This is a genomic window from Nonomuraea sp. NPDC001699 (genome assembly GCF_053596455.1).
In genome coordinates this window covers 134,119-150,023 of the sequence record NZ_JBSFGF010000007.1, presented here as the reverse complement: position 1 = coordinate 150,023, position 15,905 = coordinate 134,119, and the positions used below count along the sequence as shown (strand labels likewise).

Annotated in this window: 16 protein-coding genes; 5 read left to right on the top strand and 11 right to left on the bottom strand. The window is 73.7% G+C overall.

Annotation, left to right across the window (positions count from 1 at the left end; all coding sequences use genetic code 11):
• Positions 1-4: 4 nt before the first annotated feature.
• Complete coding sequence (locus ACWCSU_RS22455; protein ID WP_364088109.1) at positions 5-622, top strand: pentapeptide repeat-containing protein; 618 nt, start codon at positions 5-7, stop codon at positions 620-622.
• 58 nt (positions 623-680) lie between these two features.
• The gene (locus ACWCSU_RS22450) at positions 681-2,585 is read left to right on the top strand and encodes a hypothetical protein (RefSeq protein ID WP_449937191.1); all 1,905 of its coding nucleotides are present in this window, start codon (positions 681-683) and stop codon (positions 2,583-2,585) included.
• A gap of 66 nt (positions 2,586-2,651) precedes the next feature.
• Here the strand turns inward: ACWCSU_RS22450 and ACWCSU_RS22445 are convergent, their stop codons facing one another.
• From ACWCSU_RS22445 to ACWCSU_RS22435, 3 genes are all read right to left on the bottom strand, one after another.
• Complete coding sequence (locus ACWCSU_RS22445) at positions 2,652-3,644, bottom strand: hypothetical protein (RefSeq protein ID WP_449937189.1); 993 nt, start codon at positions 3,642-3,644, stop codon at positions 2,652-2,654.
• Positions 3,634-4,167 (bottom strand): copper resistance CopC family protein, encoded by a 534-nt coding sequence (locus ACWCSU_RS22440; RefSeq protein ID WP_449937186.1) that lies wholly within the window; start codon positions 4,165-4,167, stop codon positions 3,634-3,636. The genes ACWCSU_RS22445 and ACWCSU_RS22440 overlap by 11 nt, the downstream gene beginning before the upstream one ends.
• A gap of 90 nt (positions 4,168-4,257) precedes the next feature.
• A complete protein-coding gene (locus tag ACWCSU_RS22435; RefSeq protein ID WP_449937183.1) occupies positions 4,258-4,809 on the bottom strand; it encodes a hypothetical protein in 552 nt (183 codons plus the stop codon).
• 76 nt (positions 4,810-4,885) lie between these two features.
• Between ACWCSU_RS22435 and ACWCSU_RS22430 the strand changes: the two genes are divergently transcribed.
• Positions 4,886-5,188, top strand: a complete 303-nt coding sequence (locus ACWCSU_RS22430) for a hypothetical protein (RefSeq protein WP_357706517.1) — start codon at positions 4,886-4,888, stop codon at positions 5,186-5,188.
• Here ACWCSU_RS22430 and ACWCSU_RS22425 read toward each other — a convergent pair.
• The 3 genes from ACWCSU_RS22425 to ACWCSU_RS22415 all read right to left on the bottom strand — a co-directional run bounded on the left by ACWCSU_RS22425 (position 5,155) and on the right by ACWCSU_RS22415 (position 7,644).
• The gene (locus tag ACWCSU_RS22425) at positions 5,155-6,120 is read right to left on the bottom strand and encodes a fatty acid desaturase family protein (protein ID WP_364088784.1); all 966 of its coding nucleotides are present in this window, start codon (positions 6,118-6,120) and stop codon (positions 5,155-5,157) included. The two genes, ACWCSU_RS22430 and ACWCSU_RS22425, sit on opposite strands and share 34 nt — an antisense overlap.
• A gap of 221 nt (positions 6,121-6,341) precedes the next feature.
• A complete protein-coding gene (locus ACWCSU_RS22420) occupies positions 6,342-6,767 on the bottom strand; it encodes a nucleoside deaminase (protein WP_357706518.1) in 426 nt (141 codons plus the stop codon).
• Positions 6,754-7,644, bottom strand: coding sequence for an LLM class flavin-dependent oxidoreductase (locus tag ACWCSU_RS22415; protein WP_449937180.1), 891 nt, complete (start codon positions 7,642-7,644; stop codon positions 6,754-6,756). The genes ACWCSU_RS22420 and ACWCSU_RS22415 overlap by 14 nt, the downstream gene beginning before the upstream one ends.
• Before the next feature lie 94 nt (positions 7,645-7,738).
• On the opposite strand from ACWCSU_RS22415, the gene ACWCSU_RS22410 reads away from it, so the two are divergent.
• The gene (locus ACWCSU_RS22410) at positions 7,739-8,197 is read left to right on the top strand and encodes an Lrp/AsnC family transcriptional regulator (RefSeq protein WP_357706523.1); all 459 of its coding nucleotides are present in this window, start codon (positions 7,739-7,741) and stop codon (positions 8,195-8,197) included.
• A 42-nt stretch (positions 8,198-8,239) separates the two neighbouring features.
• Here the strand turns inward: ACWCSU_RS22410 and ACWCSU_RS22405 are convergent, their stop codons facing one another.
• The 5 genes from ACWCSU_RS22405 to ACWCSU_RS22385 form a co-directional block, all read right to left on the bottom strand.
• Positions 8,240-9,379, bottom strand: coding sequence for an FAD-dependent oxidoreductase (locus tag ACWCSU_RS22405; protein ID WP_357706525.1), 1,140 nt, complete (start codon positions 9,377-9,379; stop codon positions 8,240-8,242).
• A 25-nt stretch (positions 9,380-9,404) separates the two neighbouring features.
• Positions 9,405-10,973 (bottom strand): MFS transporter, encoded by a 1,569-nt coding sequence (locus tag ACWCSU_RS22400; RefSeq protein ID WP_357706528.1) that lies wholly within the window; start codon positions 10,971-10,973, stop codon positions 9,405-9,407.
• An 83-nt stretch (positions 10,974-11,056) separates the two neighbouring features.
• Positions 11,057-12,460: an FAD-binding oxidoreductase gene (locus ACWCSU_RS22395; RefSeq protein WP_449937175.1), complete on the bottom strand. Its 1,404-nt coding sequence runs from the start codon at positions 12,458-12,460 to the stop codon at positions 11,057-11,059.
• Between the two features lie 28 nt (positions 12,461-12,488).
• Positions 12,489-12,749: a hypothetical protein gene (locus ACWCSU_RS22390; protein WP_357706531.1), complete on the bottom strand. Its 261-nt coding sequence runs from the start codon at positions 12,747-12,749 to the stop codon at positions 12,489-12,491.
• A gap of 72 nt (positions 12,750-12,821) precedes the next feature.
• On the bottom strand, positions 12,822-13,712 hold the full coding sequence (locus ACWCSU_RS22385; protein ID WP_449937172.1) for a hypothetical protein: 891 nt from the start codon (positions 13,710-13,712) through the stop codon (positions 12,822-12,824).
• A gap of 268 nt (positions 13,713-13,980) precedes the next feature.
• On the opposite strand from ACWCSU_RS22385, the gene ACWCSU_RS22380 reads away from it, so the two are divergent.
• A complete protein-coding gene (locus tag ACWCSU_RS22380) occupies positions 13,981-15,684 on the top strand; it encodes an exo-alpha-sialidase (RefSeq protein ID WP_449937645.1) in 1,704 nt (567 codons plus the stop codon).
• The last annotated feature ends 221 nt before the right edge of the window (positions 15,685-15,905 follow it).

Genomic DNA, 15,905 nt, shown 5'->3' with positions numbered 1-15,905 from the left:
TCGCATGGCCGACCGCAAGCACGGGGTGCCCGCGCCCCCGATCGAGACGACGATCCACGCCGACGACTGGGACAGGACGGAGATCACCGGTGAGACCTTCCACCGGGTCCTGTTCCAGGGCGTCGACCTGACCGAGCTGGTCGACCAGGGGTCGTCGTTCGAGGAGTGCACGTTCAGGAACGTGCGGCTCAACGTCTCCACGCACGAGGACGCGCGGTTCCTCAACTGCCTCTTCAGCCGGTGCTCGCTGTTCGACGCCACGTTCAAGGGCTGCAAGCTGACCGGCAGCATGTTCGACGGCTGCACCTTCGGGCTGCTGAAGGTCGACGGCGGCGACTGGTCCTACACCGGGCTGCCCGGCGCCGACCTGCGCGGCAGCGCCTTCCACGGCGTCCGGCTGCGCGAGGCCGACCTGACCGGGGCCCGGCTCGCGGGGGCCGAGCTGCGCCGGGCCGACCTGTCGGGGGCCTGGCTGCACGGCGCCGACCTCACCGGGTGCGACCTGCGCGGCAGCGATCTCGGCACGCTCGACCCGCACGCGGTCACCCTCAAGAAGGCGGTCATCGACCCCTTCCAGGCCACGGTCATCGCCGAATCCCTGGGCCTGGAGGTCCGCTCCTGACCCCAGGCCGTGACCGCGGGCGGTTCGGTCGCGGGGTGGGGTCGGGGATGATGGCGGTGTGCCGATCGCCGATCTCAACGACGCCGAGCGGGCCGTGGCCGCCGCGCTCGCGCACGGCCGCGCGGTCGACCTGCGCGCCGGCGACCCCGCCGCCGACGACCCCGCCGCCGCCGCGTCCTGGGACACCGGGCGTACGGTCCGGGGCGAGGTGCTGGCCGGGCTGCTGCTCGGCGGGTTCGACGAGCCCGCCGCCAAGCCACGGCTGATCCTGGCGGGGGCGCGGATCACGGGCGTGCTCCAGCTGGCGTTCGCCGAGCTCGCCTTCCCCGTCACCTTCCAGGGCTGCGCCTTCGACGCCGCCCCCGACCTCTACCACGCCCGCACCCGCTTCCTCAGCTTCAGCGGCTCGCTGCTGCCCGGCCTGACCGCCTCGAACGTCCAGGTCGAGGGCAACCTGCGGCTGGCCGGCACCCGCGTCACCGGCGAGTTACGGCTGCCCGGCGGCCGGATCAGCGGCAACCTCGTGCTCAACGGCGCCCACCTGAGCCATCCGGCGGGCACGGCGTTCAACGGCGAGCACCTCGACGTGGCCGGCCACCTGCGCGCCCAGGACGGCTTCGCCTGCGACGGCACGCTCGTCCTGTCCTCCGCCCGCATCGGCGGCGCGGTCGAGCTGGACCGGGCCCGCCTGAACACGCCGGGCGGCACGGCCCTGGAGGCGTCCAACCTGATCGTCCAGGTCGGGCTGTTCGCGCGGAAGATCGAGGCCGACGGCGAGGTCAGCGTGCGCTTCGCCCGCGTGTCCGGCCCGCTGACGCTGCGCGGCTCGCACATCCGGCGGCCGGGCGGGCTCGCGCTGCGCGCCACCGGGCTCAACGCCGAGGCGGGGCTCTTCCTGGCCGGGCTGACGACCGAGGGCCAGGTGCGCCTCAACCGCTCGGTCATCGTCGGCACCCTCGGCCTGGAGGGCGCGCGGCTGAGCGCCCCCGGCGGGCTGGTGGTCGGCGCCGACGGGATCACCGTGAACGGCTCGCTGCTGGCCTGGCGGGGGCTGCGCACCGAGGGCGAGTTCCGCCTGCTCGACGCCACGGTCACCGGCCCGGTCCACTTCGAGGGCGCGACCCTGGTCAACCCCGGCGGGGCCGCCCTGTCGGCCAACGGCCTGTCGGTGGGCAAGGTGCTCAACCTCTGCGACGGCTTCTCCGCCCACGGCCGGATCAGGCTGACCAGCGCCCAGATCGGCAGCCGCCTGTGCCTCGACGACGCCACCCTGGCGGCGCCGGGCGAGGTGGCGCTGAAGTGCTGGCGGCTGGAGGTCCGCGAGCTGGCGCTGCGCCCGGCCGCGCCGGTCGAGGGGCTGGTGGACTTACGTTACGCGCGGATCGGCGTCCTGCGGGACGACCCCGGCGGCTGGCCGCGGGCGACGCGCATGGACGGGCTGTCGTACGAGGTGCTCGACCCCATGCTGCCGGCCGCGCGGCGGCTGCGCTGGCTGCGTACCGACGCCGACGGCTACCTGCCGGGCGCCTACGAGCAGCTGGCCTCCATGTACCGGCGGCTCGGCGGCGACGCCGACGCCCGCGAGACCCTGCTGGCCGGCCAGCGGCAGCGCCGCGCGGCCCTCCCCTGGTACGCCCGCTCCTGGGGCCACCTCCAGGACGTCACCGTCGGCTACGGCTTCCGCCCCCTGCGCGCGGCGGCCTGGCTGCTCGCGCTGCTGGCCGCGGGCACGGCCGTGTTCGGGCTCGACGTGCCGCCGCCGCTGAAGGCGGGTGAGGCGCCGCCGTTCCACGCGCTGATCTACACCCTCGACCTGCTGCTGCCGATCATCGACCTCGGCCAGGAGAAGGCCTACAACCCGCAGGGCGGCGCGCAGTGGCTGGCCTGGGGGCTCATCATGGCCGGCTGGGTGCTGGCCACGACGATCGCCGCCGGCCTGACCCGCTCGCTGCGCCGGACCTGACCCGCGCGGTCTTCCCGGACCGGCCCACGGCGGTCGGCCGCCGTCGGCACAGCGCCCTCGGGCCGGTCAGCACAGTGCCATGGCCGTCTGCCACAGGCTGGGGAGGGCGGCCAGCACGTGGTCGCCGCGGCGGCGCCGGTCGGCGAACGTCGCGGCTCCGAGGTCGGCCAGCAGCTCCTGGAAGCCCTCCTCGTACCCGGGCGGCGCGCCGGCGGCGGCGCGTTTGTCCAGGCAGCGGGCGTATGTGGCGACCAGCCAGAAGACCGCCTCCCGGTGAAGACCGGCGTCGACCAGCTCGCGGCTGCCGTCGATGGCCACCGCCCGCGCCTCCGGCGTGATGTCGGAGGTGAAGCGGTAGGAGGGCGCCCGCAGCCCGGAAGTGGCGTCGAAGACCTTCTCCAGCGCCGCCAGGTGCCGCTCCACCCGCTCGACGGTCATCCGCGCGCAGCCCAGCAGGTCGAGCAGGTGCTCGTGCCAGTCGAGGCGGCCGTGCCCGGCCAGCAGGTCGCGCACGGCGGCGTACCGGCGGCGCACGGTCGGGTTGCGCAGCCCGGCGACCAGCAGGACGTGCGTGGTCACGCCGGTGCCGAACAACCAGGCCGCCACCTGCTCGGGGACGGGCGCGTTCTCGTCCATGGAGTTGATCCAGCCACGCACCCGGTCCATCGCCTGCGTGCAGCGGGCGATGATCCAGGGCCGCTCGGCGAAGTCGCGGGCCACCAGGCGCTGGATCTCGGCCAGCCGCCCGGTCGGGTCGGCCAGCACGCTGGGCAGGTGGAAGCTGCCGGCCAGGTGGTAGTCGCTCAGCACCTCGTGGGTGGTGCCGACGCGGGCGATGCCTGAGACCTCCAGCAGGACGCCCTCGTAGCGGAACTTGCCGATCGCGGGCGGCGGGTCGGCGACCACCATCACGTCCACGTCGGAGGTGGGGCCCAGCTCCGTGCCCGGGGCCGCCCACAGCGCGGACCCGGTCAGGAACGCCCCTTCGAACCCCGGCAGGCCGACGCCCTCGTCGAGCACCCACTGCCGCGCGAGCTGCCTGGCGCGCTCAACCAGCATCCACGTCCTCCCGGTCAGGGCCGCGGCGCGCACCCCTGATCAGGAGGAACGCGCCCAGCACGACGAGCACCGCCAGCCCGCCCCAGATCCAGCCGGGGACGCCCGTCGCGGCGGGCGGTTCCCCGACGGTCGAGGGCGCCGCTGCCGGTTGCGAAACTGATCCTTTCATGACGAACGGGATTTCGCCTTCGATCGGATGTCCGTCCGAGGACACGACACGCCAGGCGATCACGTACGAACCGGGCGCGGGCGGGCGGGGCACGTCGGCGAACACCTTGGGCCCGTCGAGCCGGGGCTTGCCGACCTCGACGGCCTTGCCCGCCGCGTCGTGCAGCACGACGAACGGGAACTGGACGTGGGCGTTGAACTCCAGCTCGATCTGCTCCAGCGTGGCGAGCTGGGCGTTCTTGGCCGGCGAGCTGCTCTTCAGCGCGTCGTGGGCGAGCGCCGCGGTGGACGGCAGCACCGCCAGGAGGGCGGCGCAGGCGAGCGAGGCCAGGCGGACGGGCCAGGAGGACTTCATGGAGACTCCGATGCGGACGGCCGGACCGGCGCCGGGGCGCCGTCCGGGCACGGACAGGCGGGAGAACGCGTCGTGAGCGGACGCGGGACTTCAGCGGAGGCGGAGCCGCCGGGGTGGTCCTCGCCGGGTGAGCGTGCGGCAGGCGATCCTGCCCGTCGGAGTGGGGACGTCGGCGTGCGCCGGGGGACGCCGCGGCGGGATCGTCACCTCGACCGGCGCGAGGAGCAGCAGGCCGATGACCGGAGGCGGCGCGGCGTACAGGCGGATCATGAGCCACAGCGCGCGCTCGCCGCGGTGCAGCCACCACGCCGTCAGCGCCGCCACGGTGAGGTGGACCAGCGCCATGGCGGGCGCGGGATGGCCGTGCCCGGAGGCGGGGCCGGCGGCGGGCGCGAGGTGTTCGAAGAGCTGGTGCAGCACGAGCTGGGTGACCGTGGTGGCGGCCAGGACGGCCGCGGGGCCGCGCTCGCGCCCGTCGACCAGGACGGCGGCGGCGAGGGCGGCCAGCACCCCCAGCGCGCAGCCCCACAGCGGGACGGCCCCGCCCCCGGCCAGCAGGTGCCCCGCCGCGGACACGAAACCGCAGACCGTCGCGAACACGACGGCCCGCGACAGGCGCAGCCAGATTGACGCGGCGGTCACAGCCGCCATCCTTACACAACCGCCACACTTCCGAAGCGGCGCGTTCGGCGCGCGCCGCAGGGGGCAGCGGACTCTGATGGACTTCGCCCGAGGCGATGGGCCGGATCTGGAAGTCGTGGTCCGGCAGGAACTGACCGAGGCGGGCTTCAGCGTCGAGCCGTCCCCGATGCCGGTCGACGGCGGTCTGACCGTCTGGCTCGACCCGTCCCGGGGTGTGGTGGTCGTCTGGGGTCCGGCAGGCAGTACGACGGCCGCGCACCTGGTGAAGTACGAGACCATCCGCACCGCGGTCCTGCTCGCGCTGCGGATGGTCCTGGCCGGGGCCGGCCATGAGATCCGGGAGGATCAGGAGGGGCTGGAACTGGTGGTCACCTCCTGAGGGGCGCGCAGCGGCGCTCCGACGGCGTGCAGGTGGCGCATGGCCTGGGCCCACGACTCGACGAGCCCGCACTCGGCGTACTCGACGCCCAGCTCGCGGCAGTACTCGCGGACGACGGGCCGGGCGCGGCGCAGGTTGGCCGACGGCATGCCGGGGAACAGGTGGTGCTCGATCTGGTAGTTGAGCCCGCCGAGCGCGACGTTCATCAGCCGGCCGCCGCGCACGTTCCTGGAGGTCAGCACCTGGCGGCGGAGGAAGTCCAGGGAGTCCTCGGCGGTGAGCACCGGCATGCCCTTGTGGTTGGGGGCGAACGTGCACCCCAGGTAGACGCCGTAGCACGCCTGGTGCATGGCGAGGAAGACGAGCGCCTTGCCGGGCGGCAGCACCGCGAACACCCCGGCCAGGTAGGCCAGGTTGTGCGCGACCAGCAGCAGCCCCTCGGTACGGCCGCCCTTCACCCTGGGCAGCGCGCGGAAGCCGGCCACCTTCAGGTTCAGCCCCTCAAGGGTGAGCAGCGGGAAGAACAGGAACGCCTGCCAGCGGCCGATGAAACGGGGCAGCCCGCGGCTGACCTCGGCCTGCCGCCGTGACCAGATGAGGATGTCGGGCGCGACGTCGGGGTCGTGGTCCTCGTGGTTGGGGTTGGCGTGGTGGCGGGTGTGCTTGTCCATCCACCAGCCGTAGCTGAGCCCGACGGTCAGGTTGCCGACCAGCAGCCCGGCGATCCTGCTCCGGCGCCGCGACCGGAACACCTGGCCGTGCGCCAGGTCGTGGGCCAGCAGCGTGACCTGGGCGAAGGCGACGGCCAGCAGCGCCGCGACGCCGAGCTGCCACCAGGAGTCGCCGACCGTGGCGAACAGCGTCCACCCTCCGGCGAACAGGGCGGCCACCAGGCCGATCCTGATCACGTAGTAGGCGGGCCGCCGCTCCATCAGCCCCGCCTGGGCGATGCGGCGCGACAGGTGCGCGAAGTCGCTCCCCCGGGACGCGGCGCGAGGGGTTTCCACCACGGTCAAGGTTCTCTCCGATGCTGACGATGCCGGTGTGATCACTCATCAGCATCGCGGCGGCGGCGCTCCGGCGGACCCCCGCTGTCACCCTTCCTCGTGGTGGTGCAGGCCCTACCATCGGGGGCCGCCGCCGGGGCGGGCGGTCAGCGGTAGTAGCCCTCCAGCGGGGCGGTGGCCTCGGCGTACAGCGCCGGGCCGTCCTGGGGCACGTGCGGCCAGCCGGGGCCGGGTTTGAGGCCGGCGAGCTGCTCGTTCGACAGGGCGTACACCACGCGGCCGAGGCCGGAGCGTTCGATGGCGCCCGCGCACATGCCGCACGGCTGGCAGCTCGTGTACATGGTGGTGGCCGCCGCGGTCCCGGGGTCCAGCTCGCGGGCGGCCCAGCGGGCGAGCTTCAGCTCGGGGTGGGCGGAGATGTCGCGGTCGCCGAGGACCGTGTTGTGCTCCTCGGCCAGCACGTCGCCGCCGGGGCCGACCAGCAGCGAGCCGAAGGGGGCCTCGCCGCCCGCGCGGGCGCGGGCGGCGAGCTCGATGGCCCGGCGCAGGAAGGTCTCGTCATCGGGTGTCATGGTCGTTCTCCTTGGACGGGTCGCGGGGGTCGCGGGGGTCGAGGTCCCAGTGGTCGGCGACGGTGGCGAGCGCGTGCCAGGCCGTCTGGGGGTGCAGCGTCTCGGCGGGGTCCCCGGCGAACGGGTCGAGCACGACGGTGTCGGCGCCGAGCAGCCGTAGCTCGTCGAGGTCGGCCAGGACCTGGTCGAGGGTGCCCTCCCCGGCGTGGCGGCGGGGGCCGGTGACCGGCTCGGCGGTCAGGCGCAGGAGGATGCGGGGGGCGAACGCGGGCGCCGGGCGTCCCAGCTCGTCCGCGGTGTCCGCCAGCCGCCCGGCGGCCTCCCGCAGCCAGGGCAGGGTGTTGCGCAGGGGGTGCCACGCCTGGCCGAGCCGTACGGCGCGGCGCAGGCCGGCCTCGCCGTTGCCGCCCACCCAGAAGGGGATCGGCCCGGCGCGGTAGTCGTCGGCGGCCGACCAGGCGGCGCGCATGGCCTGGAGGTGGTCGTCGGTCAGCCGCCCGCGCCGCTCGAACGGCACCCCGAGCGCGTCGAACTCCTGCCGCGCCCAGCCGACGCCGACGCCGAGCACCAGCCGCCCGCCGCTGAACCGGTCGAGGTTGGCCGCCATCCTGGCCATGACCAGGGGATGCCGGTACGGCACGATGAGCACCGAGGTGCCGAGCCTGATCCGCGTGGTGATCCCGGCCAGCCAGGCGAGCGTGGTGAACGGCTCGTAGAAGGGGGGCGGGTACTGCTCGGCGACGTCGGGCGTGATCGCGACGTGGTCGGAGATCATCAGCAGGTCGTAGCCGAGGGACTCGGCGGTCAGCGCCCATCGTCGCAGCGTGGCGGGGTCGGTGCCGGGCCCGAAGTTCGGTACGTTCACGCCGATTCTCATGACACCGAGGCTATCCAGGCCGTCCTGCCCGGCTGAAGGCCCTGCTCACGGCGTACGGCGGGGTTCGCCGGGGATCTACCGGTATATTCGCCGGATGGCCGAGGATCTCGACGAGACCGACTGGGCGATCCTGGTGGAGCTCCAGCGCGAGGGCCGGGTGCCCCTGACCGAGCTGGGCCGCCGGGTCAATCTCAGCGCCTCGGCGACGACCGAGCGGGTCAGGCGGCTGGAGGCGCTGGGCGTCATCGCCGGCTACCGGGCCGAGGTCGACCTGGGCAAGGTGGGGTTCGGCGTGCTGGCCGTCGTGCGCCTGAAGTACCCCGGCAGCCGGCACGAGCCGCTGCGCCGCCTGCTGGGCGAGCGTCCGGAGATCCTTGAGTGCCTGCGCACCACGGGCGAGGACTGCTACACGCTGAAGGTCGCCGCGGGCTCGATGCCGCACCTCGAACGGGTCATCGACGAGCTGGCCCGGTTCGGCGGCACCACGACCAACATCGTCTACAGCCAGACCCTGCCCTACCGGGGCCCGGCCGCGCCGCCCGCCGGACTCTGACCCGGCGGGGGCGCGGTGACCTCCTCCGGAGGCCGGAGGGGGTCAGATCGGCTGGAGCGCGGGGGTCGTGCGCGGGGCGGCCTCGTCGCCGTAGATGTGCAGGTCGGCGCGGAAGGCCCGCAGGTACGCCCGCCGGTCGTGGAAGGTGGTGGCCAGGGCGTCGCCGTAGTCGATGAGCTGGCGGTGCGCCTGGCGGCGCGGCTCGTAGCGGGCCTGGAGCAGCTTGTCGAGCAGCGGCAGGTCGCCGTCGGCCGCGGAGATGACGTCGGCCAGGATCTCGGCGTCGTACAGGGTGTAGCTCATGCCCATGCCGGTCATGGGGTGGCAGGCGAAGGCGGCCGAGCCGAGCAGCGCGGCGTTGCCCCGGTGGTACGCACCCACCCGCAACGACGAGACCTTGATCGGCTGCCAGGCGGCGGCCTGGAGGGAGCCGAAGGCGTCGGTGCTGTCGGTGACGAAGCCCTTCAGCATGTCGGGCAGGCTGGTGGCGCCCCGGCCGAAGACCTCGTCGTCCTGCTCGGGGGGCAGGCCGACGAACACCCGGGCCTGGTCCCGGTCGAGCGGGTAGAGGTAGGCCAGCCAGCCGCCGGAGCTGAAGTAGAGCCGGTTGAGCTGGGCGACGCTGGCGCTCAGCGGCACGGTGGCCACCCGCATCAGCAGCCGGTCGTACGGCATGGCGACCTGGTCGATGTCGAGCGCCCGGCGCACGGCCGACTTGGTGCCGTCGGCGCCCACGACCACGTCGGCGCGCAGCCGGCCGCCGTCGGACAGCGTCAGCAGCTCGATGCGGTCGCCGTCGCGCTCGACGTGCTCGATGGCGGCGTCGAAGACGAACTCGACGCCCTCCATCGCGCAGCAGGCGTAGATGAGCTCGACCAGCTCGCGGTAGGGGCGGATGAGGAAGCCGCCGTCGGGGAAGCGGCACTCCCTGATCGGCTCGCCGTCGTGGTAGTAGCGGATGAGGTCGCGCCGCAGGCCGTGGCGCTCGACGAGCTCGGCCAGCCCGTGGCGGGCCAGCACCCGCAGGCCGGGGGGCTTGAGGAAGTCGGCGCCCGCGCTCGGGATCGAGGGTCCCTGCTCGATGACGACGACGCGCTGTCCGCGGCGGCGCAGCAGCAGTGCGAGGAAGCAGCCGCCGAGCCCGGCGCCGACGATGGCCACGTCGCACGATGTGGTTGCCATGACGAGAGCCCTTCTTGAGGTTGAACTAGACGTGCGTGGTTCCGTAGGTCTCCGAGCTCTCGGCGGCCCGGGGCCTCGGGATGTGATCCCTGGGGGTCGTGCGGGTCTCGGCAGGCAGCAGCGCGTCGGCCTCCGCCGCGACGGTGGCGAGGGTCATGCGCAACTCCAGCAGCAGCCGGCGCGGCACCTTGATCATGTCGTCGCCCGGGTCGGTCCGCAGCCGGGTGATCTTGGTGAGGGCGATGGCCCCGATGAACACCGAGATGGCCACGCACATGGCGAGCGCGCCGGCCAGCCCGGCCAGCGGGCCGGTGAGGATGAACGGGTGGTCGATGACGAGGGACACCACGGCGATGCCGACGGCCCCGCCGACCATGCGGGCCATGGTGGCCGCGCCCACGGCGGAGGCGTACTGGCTGGGGTGGGCGGCCAGGGTGGTGGCCACGGAGGTGCCCGGCGCCAGCGCGCCGACGCCCATGCCGACCACGACGCTGGCGATCAGGCCCCACACGGTCGGCCCTGACTGGGTCAGCACGAGCACGCACGCGCCGCCGCAGAGCAGCGAGCCCGCGTAGATGAGGCCGTACGCGCCGATGTGCTTGAGCAGCTTGCCGGCCAGGTAGCTGGTCACGACGACGGCCACCGAGGTGGGCGTCAGCCACATGGCCACCTCCAGCATCGGGTAGCCCAGGTGCAGCAGGTACAGCGGCTGCACGGTGAGCAGCCCGTACGACAGGGCGCCGAAGAACCAGGTGGCCAGCCAGCCCCAGACGAACTTGCGCTGCCGCCACAGCGCCAGGTCGATGGCGGGCAGGCGGTGGTGCCTGGCCTGGGCCAGCGCGCCGCCGAGCAGCGCGAGGGCCGCGACGGCCAGCCACACGACGTCCAGGCCCCAGGCCATGGCCTTGGAGATGGCCAGCACGATCACCGCGATCCCGGCGGCCAGCAGCCACGCGCCGAGCACGTCCGGCACGCCCTTGGCCGTGGTGCGCCTGCCGGACGGCAGAGCGGCGCAGGCGATCAGCAGCGCGATGCCGATGACGACGTCGGGCACGAACAGGGCGCGCCAGTCGACGGTGGCGGCCAGCCAGCCGCCGCCGGCCTGCATGAGCAGGCAGCCTAGCCCGGAGGCCGAGCTCCACAGGGCGATCGCGCCCCGGCGCTGCGACTCGGGCAGTTCGCCGAGCAGCAGCCCCAGGCTGGCCGGGATCATCGCCGCCGCGCCCGCGCCCTGCACCGCCCGCGCGGCCAGCACGAACGACCAGGACGACGCGGCCACGGTGGCCACCCCGCCGGCCACGAACACCACCAGCCCGAACGCCAGCACCCGGCGGCGGCCGAACAGGTCGGCCCACCGCCCGGCCGTGGCCAGCAGCGCGGCGATCGGGATGAAGGCGGCGCTGGTCAGCCAGACCAGGTCGCCGAGCGGCATGCCGGCGCCCGCAGGGGTGTAACGCAGCACGCCGACGGCCAGGGTGGTGGCCGTGGTGTCGGCCATCACGGTCAGCATCACGCCCGCGCCGACCAGCCGCAGCATGACGGCGTGACGGCGGGTCACGCCGGTTCCCCTGACGGCCACTGGTGTCTCACGCACTCGGTCCTCCTCGCAGGAAAGCCTCGGGTTCCACGCCGGCCGGCACACTCCGGTGGTGCGACCGGCGTGGTGGTGGTTCGGGGTCAGGCGCCGTAACGGCCGGGGGAGATCAGGCCGTCCGGGTCGAGAGCGGTCTTGAGCCGGTGGAGCATGCCGAGGCCGGCGGTGCTGGTCTCGGACCAGACGTCGGCGGCGGCGTGGTCGATGTCGGAGCGGTAGATGGCGCAGCCGTTGCCGCGCAGCAGGTTGCCCGCTTCGTTGCGGAGCTGGTGGGCGCGGTGGGCGGCGTCGGGGTCGGCGCCGTGGAAGAAGATCTGGATGACGGCGTTGGCCATGTGCGGGCTGACCAGGTTCCACTCCACCATCAGGCCGGTGCCGTAGGTGTCGACCGCGGACTGGAGGGCGTCCATGATGCGCTCGGTCCTGGCGGCGTGCAGCGGCATCAGCGGCAGCAGCACGAGGAAGCCCATGCGGCCGGCGTCGATCTGCTCGCACGACGTGACGCCGAGCGCGTTGCGCACGCCCTGGCAGGTCGGGATGCCCTGGGCGGTGAGCGCCCTGGTGTAGAGCGGGTCGTCGGGGCCGACCGCGGCGGCGTCGAGCACGCGCAGCGTCTCGCCGCCCTCGACCTCGATGAGCGCCTTGCGCAGCATCTCCTCGGCCAGCTCGACGGCGGCGTCGGTGCCGAGCAGCGGCCCGAGGACGGTGAACTTGCCGGTGTCCACGCCCGCCGGCAGCAGCCAGCCGTTGTCGCGGGCGGGCGCGAGGGCGAGCTCGCGGATCCGCATGAGCCCGTCGGCGGGGTTGCCGCGGCGCAGGAACCCGGCCATCGCGCCGATCGCGGCGCCGATCTGGTCGCGCCGGATGCGCGCGTGCACGAGCCCGATCGTCTCCGGACGCGGCACCAGCGCGACGGCCATGGCGGTGACGACGCCCAGGTTGTGCTGGACGAACGCGGCCGTCAGGTCGGGCCCGGCCACCCGGCCGTGGTAGACGCCGGTGGGGTCGAGCCCGCCGGTGGTGATCACGCTGCCGTCGGCCAGCACGACCTCCAGCCCGGCCATGTCGTGGACCCGGGAGCGGAAGCAGCCGTCGCCGCGTTCGAGGGCGTTGCCGATCACGGAGGTGTCGGCGCAGGAGGCCGTCACGTTGAGCATCCAGGGGGTGTCCCGCAGCGCCTCGGCGAGCTGGGCCTGGGTCACACCGGGCTCGATGACGGCGTGGCCGGTCTCCAGGTCGAGGCCGCGGATGCGGTTCATCTGGCTGAGGTCGACGACGACGTTGTCCTCGGTGACCGGCAGCGCGGAGCCCATGCCCCAGTTCCTGCCGGTGCTGACCGGGTAGAGGCGGCTCTTGCTCACCATGGCCCGGCGGACGAGGGCGCGTACCTCGTCCAGGGTGTGCGGGGTCTCGGTGCCCGCCAGCGAACGCGGTCGGTGGGCGCCCACGTCACGCGGCCGCAGTTCCACTCGCGATAGTCCCTGCATGGCTCTCCTCGGGGGATGCGATATCACGTCAGGCGGTGTGCTGGAGGAGGTCGTCGATGGAGCCGATGGCCTGGGTGGACATCTCCCTGATCTCACGCAGCCGCTGCTCGGTGAACGCCTCGAAGGGCGCCGGCGGGACGGCCGTGGGGGCGGGGAAGTCGAGTGAGCCGCGCGGCGCGGCCTGCACGGGCACCTCGTGCGGGCCGTAGGGGTGGCGGCGGGCGCGGGTGCGTTCGGTGTCGGATGACTCGTGCCGGACGAGCGCGGGCAGATGCGGTGGGGTTCGCATGACGGGAGCTCTCCTACAGGGTTCGTACGGGTTGTGCGTGCTGCCGCCCGCCGTGGAGCGGCACCTGGGTCGTCACGTGCCCTCCTGGTGGCCGGAGCGGGGGATGACGGCCGTGGGGGTCGCCCTCGGCATGCCGTGGTTGATGACGCTCGCGGCGATCCGGCGCTCGGTCAGCCCCATGTGCGGACGGGGCACGCCGGCCGGCCGTACGGTGGCCGTGCCGCGGATGATCGAGCTGGCGTGCACCCACCGGCGGGTCTCGGCCAGCACCTCGCGCTGTGCCCTGGGCAGGTCGCCGTGGGCTGAGTAGTGCTCGCAGACGGCCCACGCGAGGGCGCGGGCCATGATCAGGTGTTCTTCGCAGGCCGTGGCCACCTTCGACTCCAGCCCGACCACCTGGGCCAGGAGGAGTTGCAGGTGGGCCAGGCCCGAGCTGCGGTCGAACCCGTCGAGCTCGGCCAGCCGGGCCGGCCAGCGCAGCCGCCGCTCGACGGCGGCGCGGGTGGCGGCGGCGACCTCGGCCGCGGTGCGGCCCCGCGGGTCCTCGCCCTCCAGTTGCACGGCCCGCTGCGCGGTGTGCTCGAAGTCGCCCAGCCGCTTCAGGCCGCTCTGCAGCAGCCGGATGCGGTTGTGCAGGCAGGCGGCGCTCCAGCCGAGCACCAGCAGCCGGTCGCTGTCGGCCTCGCAGTGCCAGCCGACGAGGCTGACCTCGCGGGCCATGCGGTGGTACAGCACCCATGACTCGCGCGGGTCGACGTGGACGGGGGCGTCGATCCACACCTGCAGGCCGCCGGGCGGCAGCTCGCCGACGCCGACCTCGACCCCTCCGGGGGCCACCCTGGCGCAGATGCGCTGGACGACCTTCTGCTGCGCCGCCGTCTCCGGCGCCACCGGCGCCGGGTCCGCCTCCCAGACCGGCGGCACGCGCTCGGGGGCGACTCGCGCCCTGGGCTCGATGCTCATCTGAGGCCACCTCCAGACCCGAGGGTCCCTGCTACGTAAATTGCCACTTAATCCTGCAGCTCCGATCCTCGGCTCGCGCCCCCTCGCTGTCAACTGACACTTAACGAATACCTATGGGAACCGCTGTTGGCAACCCTGGGACGCAGGTGAACGAAGGGACGCGAGCAAATGAACAGGGGCTGAAGGGGGCAGAGATAAGGCAGAGCCCTCGCCCGTCGCGAGGCGGCCGCGCACGAGCGGCGACGACAGAGAGGAGTGCCCGGTGGCGATGCCCAGAGCCGCGCTGGCGGCGGTGTTCCTGGCCGCCGGCCTGCCCGCGGTCCACGGGGTGGCGCACGCCCCGGAGACGTTCTGCCGCCTGCCGGAGTTCACCGGCAAGTCGGTTCCGGAGGGGCCTTACCTGACCGACACTGATGTCTCACCGCGCTGGATTTATCCGTATCCGACGCCGGCCGAGCGCGAGCCGTCGTCGGAGCAGCGGCTCGACTTCGCCGGGTTCCCGAGCGTGGCGGCCCTCGACACGGTGGGCCGGGGCGGCGCGCCGGTGCGCAAGCTCCTCGTCACCTACGCCACGAACGTGGACAAGGTCGTCACCCTCTCCAGCGAGTCGGCGACCTCCGAGGACGGCGGCGTCACGTTCGGCGCGAGCAACCGGACCCCGCTGCGGGAGGCGCCGATCGAGCTGCGCGACGGCACGCTGCTCGCCCTGGAGTACTACCTGCGGCGCTCCGGGCCGGGCACCGCCAAGCTCGGCGTGCTCTCCTCCCGCTCCCCCGACAGCGAGAGCTGGGTGCGCTGGGAGGCGACGGTCTCCTCGCCGGACGCCGAGGCCGCCGGCGGCGCCGCGCACGGCCTGCCGATCCAGCTCGCCGACGGCACGATCCTGTTCACGGCCTACATCCGCCAGGGCGAGTCCGAGACCTACCAGCCGGAGGTGTTCGCCAGCGACGACGGCGGCCGCACGTTCGCCCGGCGCGGCGTGATCGCCCCTCCCCAGGCGCCCTTCGTCTACAACGAGACCGCCCTCGCCCAGACGCTCGACGGCTCCCTGCTGGCGGTGCTGCGCAGGGACGGCGAGCCGCCCTCCACGCTGCACCAGAGCCGCTCGTCCGACGGCGGCCGCACCTGGTCGCCGGTCCGGCCGCTGCGCATCGACGGCCAGGACTGCCTGGTGCGCGGCGTGGCGCCGCGGCTGCTGCTGATGCCCGACGGCGTGCTCGTGCTCAGCGCCGGGCGTCCGCACAACTGGCTGGCGGTCGCCCCCGACGGGATCGGCGAGGAGTGGCGGCAGCAGACGGTGACGTACCGCAACAGCGACGGCGTGCGGGACGTGCACGGCTCCTCCGGCTACACCGCCGTGGCCGCGATCGGCCCGCACCGGCTGATCCAGGTGTTCGACAACTGCAAGCTGCCCGGCGTGCGCCCCGACGGGCTGCTCAACGAGTCGGCCTGCCCGGCTCACGGCAAGTTCGAGAACGGCGGCTGGTACGCCATCAAGCGCCGCCTGTTCACCGTCACCGCCCCCGGCCCCGACCTGATCGACCTGTCGGGCCTGTACCACCGGGGCTCGCTCACGGTGGACACCGACATGCGCTGGACCGCCGCCGGCCACCGGCGCACCGGCCCGGTGGGCGCCTTCGACGGCAGCACCGACTACTGGTCCAGCGCCGTCGCCGCCGGCCCCGGCCGGTACGTCCTGCATCTCGACCGCCCGTACGCGATCAACCGCGTCGGCATCAGCCTGCGCCCCGGGCACGCGGCCGGCGCCCGCGTGTACGTCTCCGCCGACGGCCGCACCTGGGGCGAGCCCGTCGTCACCATCGAGGACCGGACCGACTACGCCATGCGCTACCACACGGTGGCCCGCACCGGCGCGCACGTCATGATCGTCACCGAGCCGACCGACGACTGCGACGCCGAGATCGGCGACTCCTGCAGCATGCTGAACGAACTCGAACTCTACGGACGGTGAACCCGGGCGGGAATTTCGCATTATCAGGCGGGCCGAAAAAGCGCCGCTCCCGGGAAATGTGACGCCGGATCCAGCGAAAGGGACCGGCCGTTTATCGTGGCCGGAATTTCCCTGTCGGACGGCTCGGTTACTGTGACTTGCGTTCCTCTCTGCCCGCCTTCCGGCCCGCCACGGTGACGCATGGTGACGCACGGCCGGACCGATGCTCCGGAGAGCCGAGA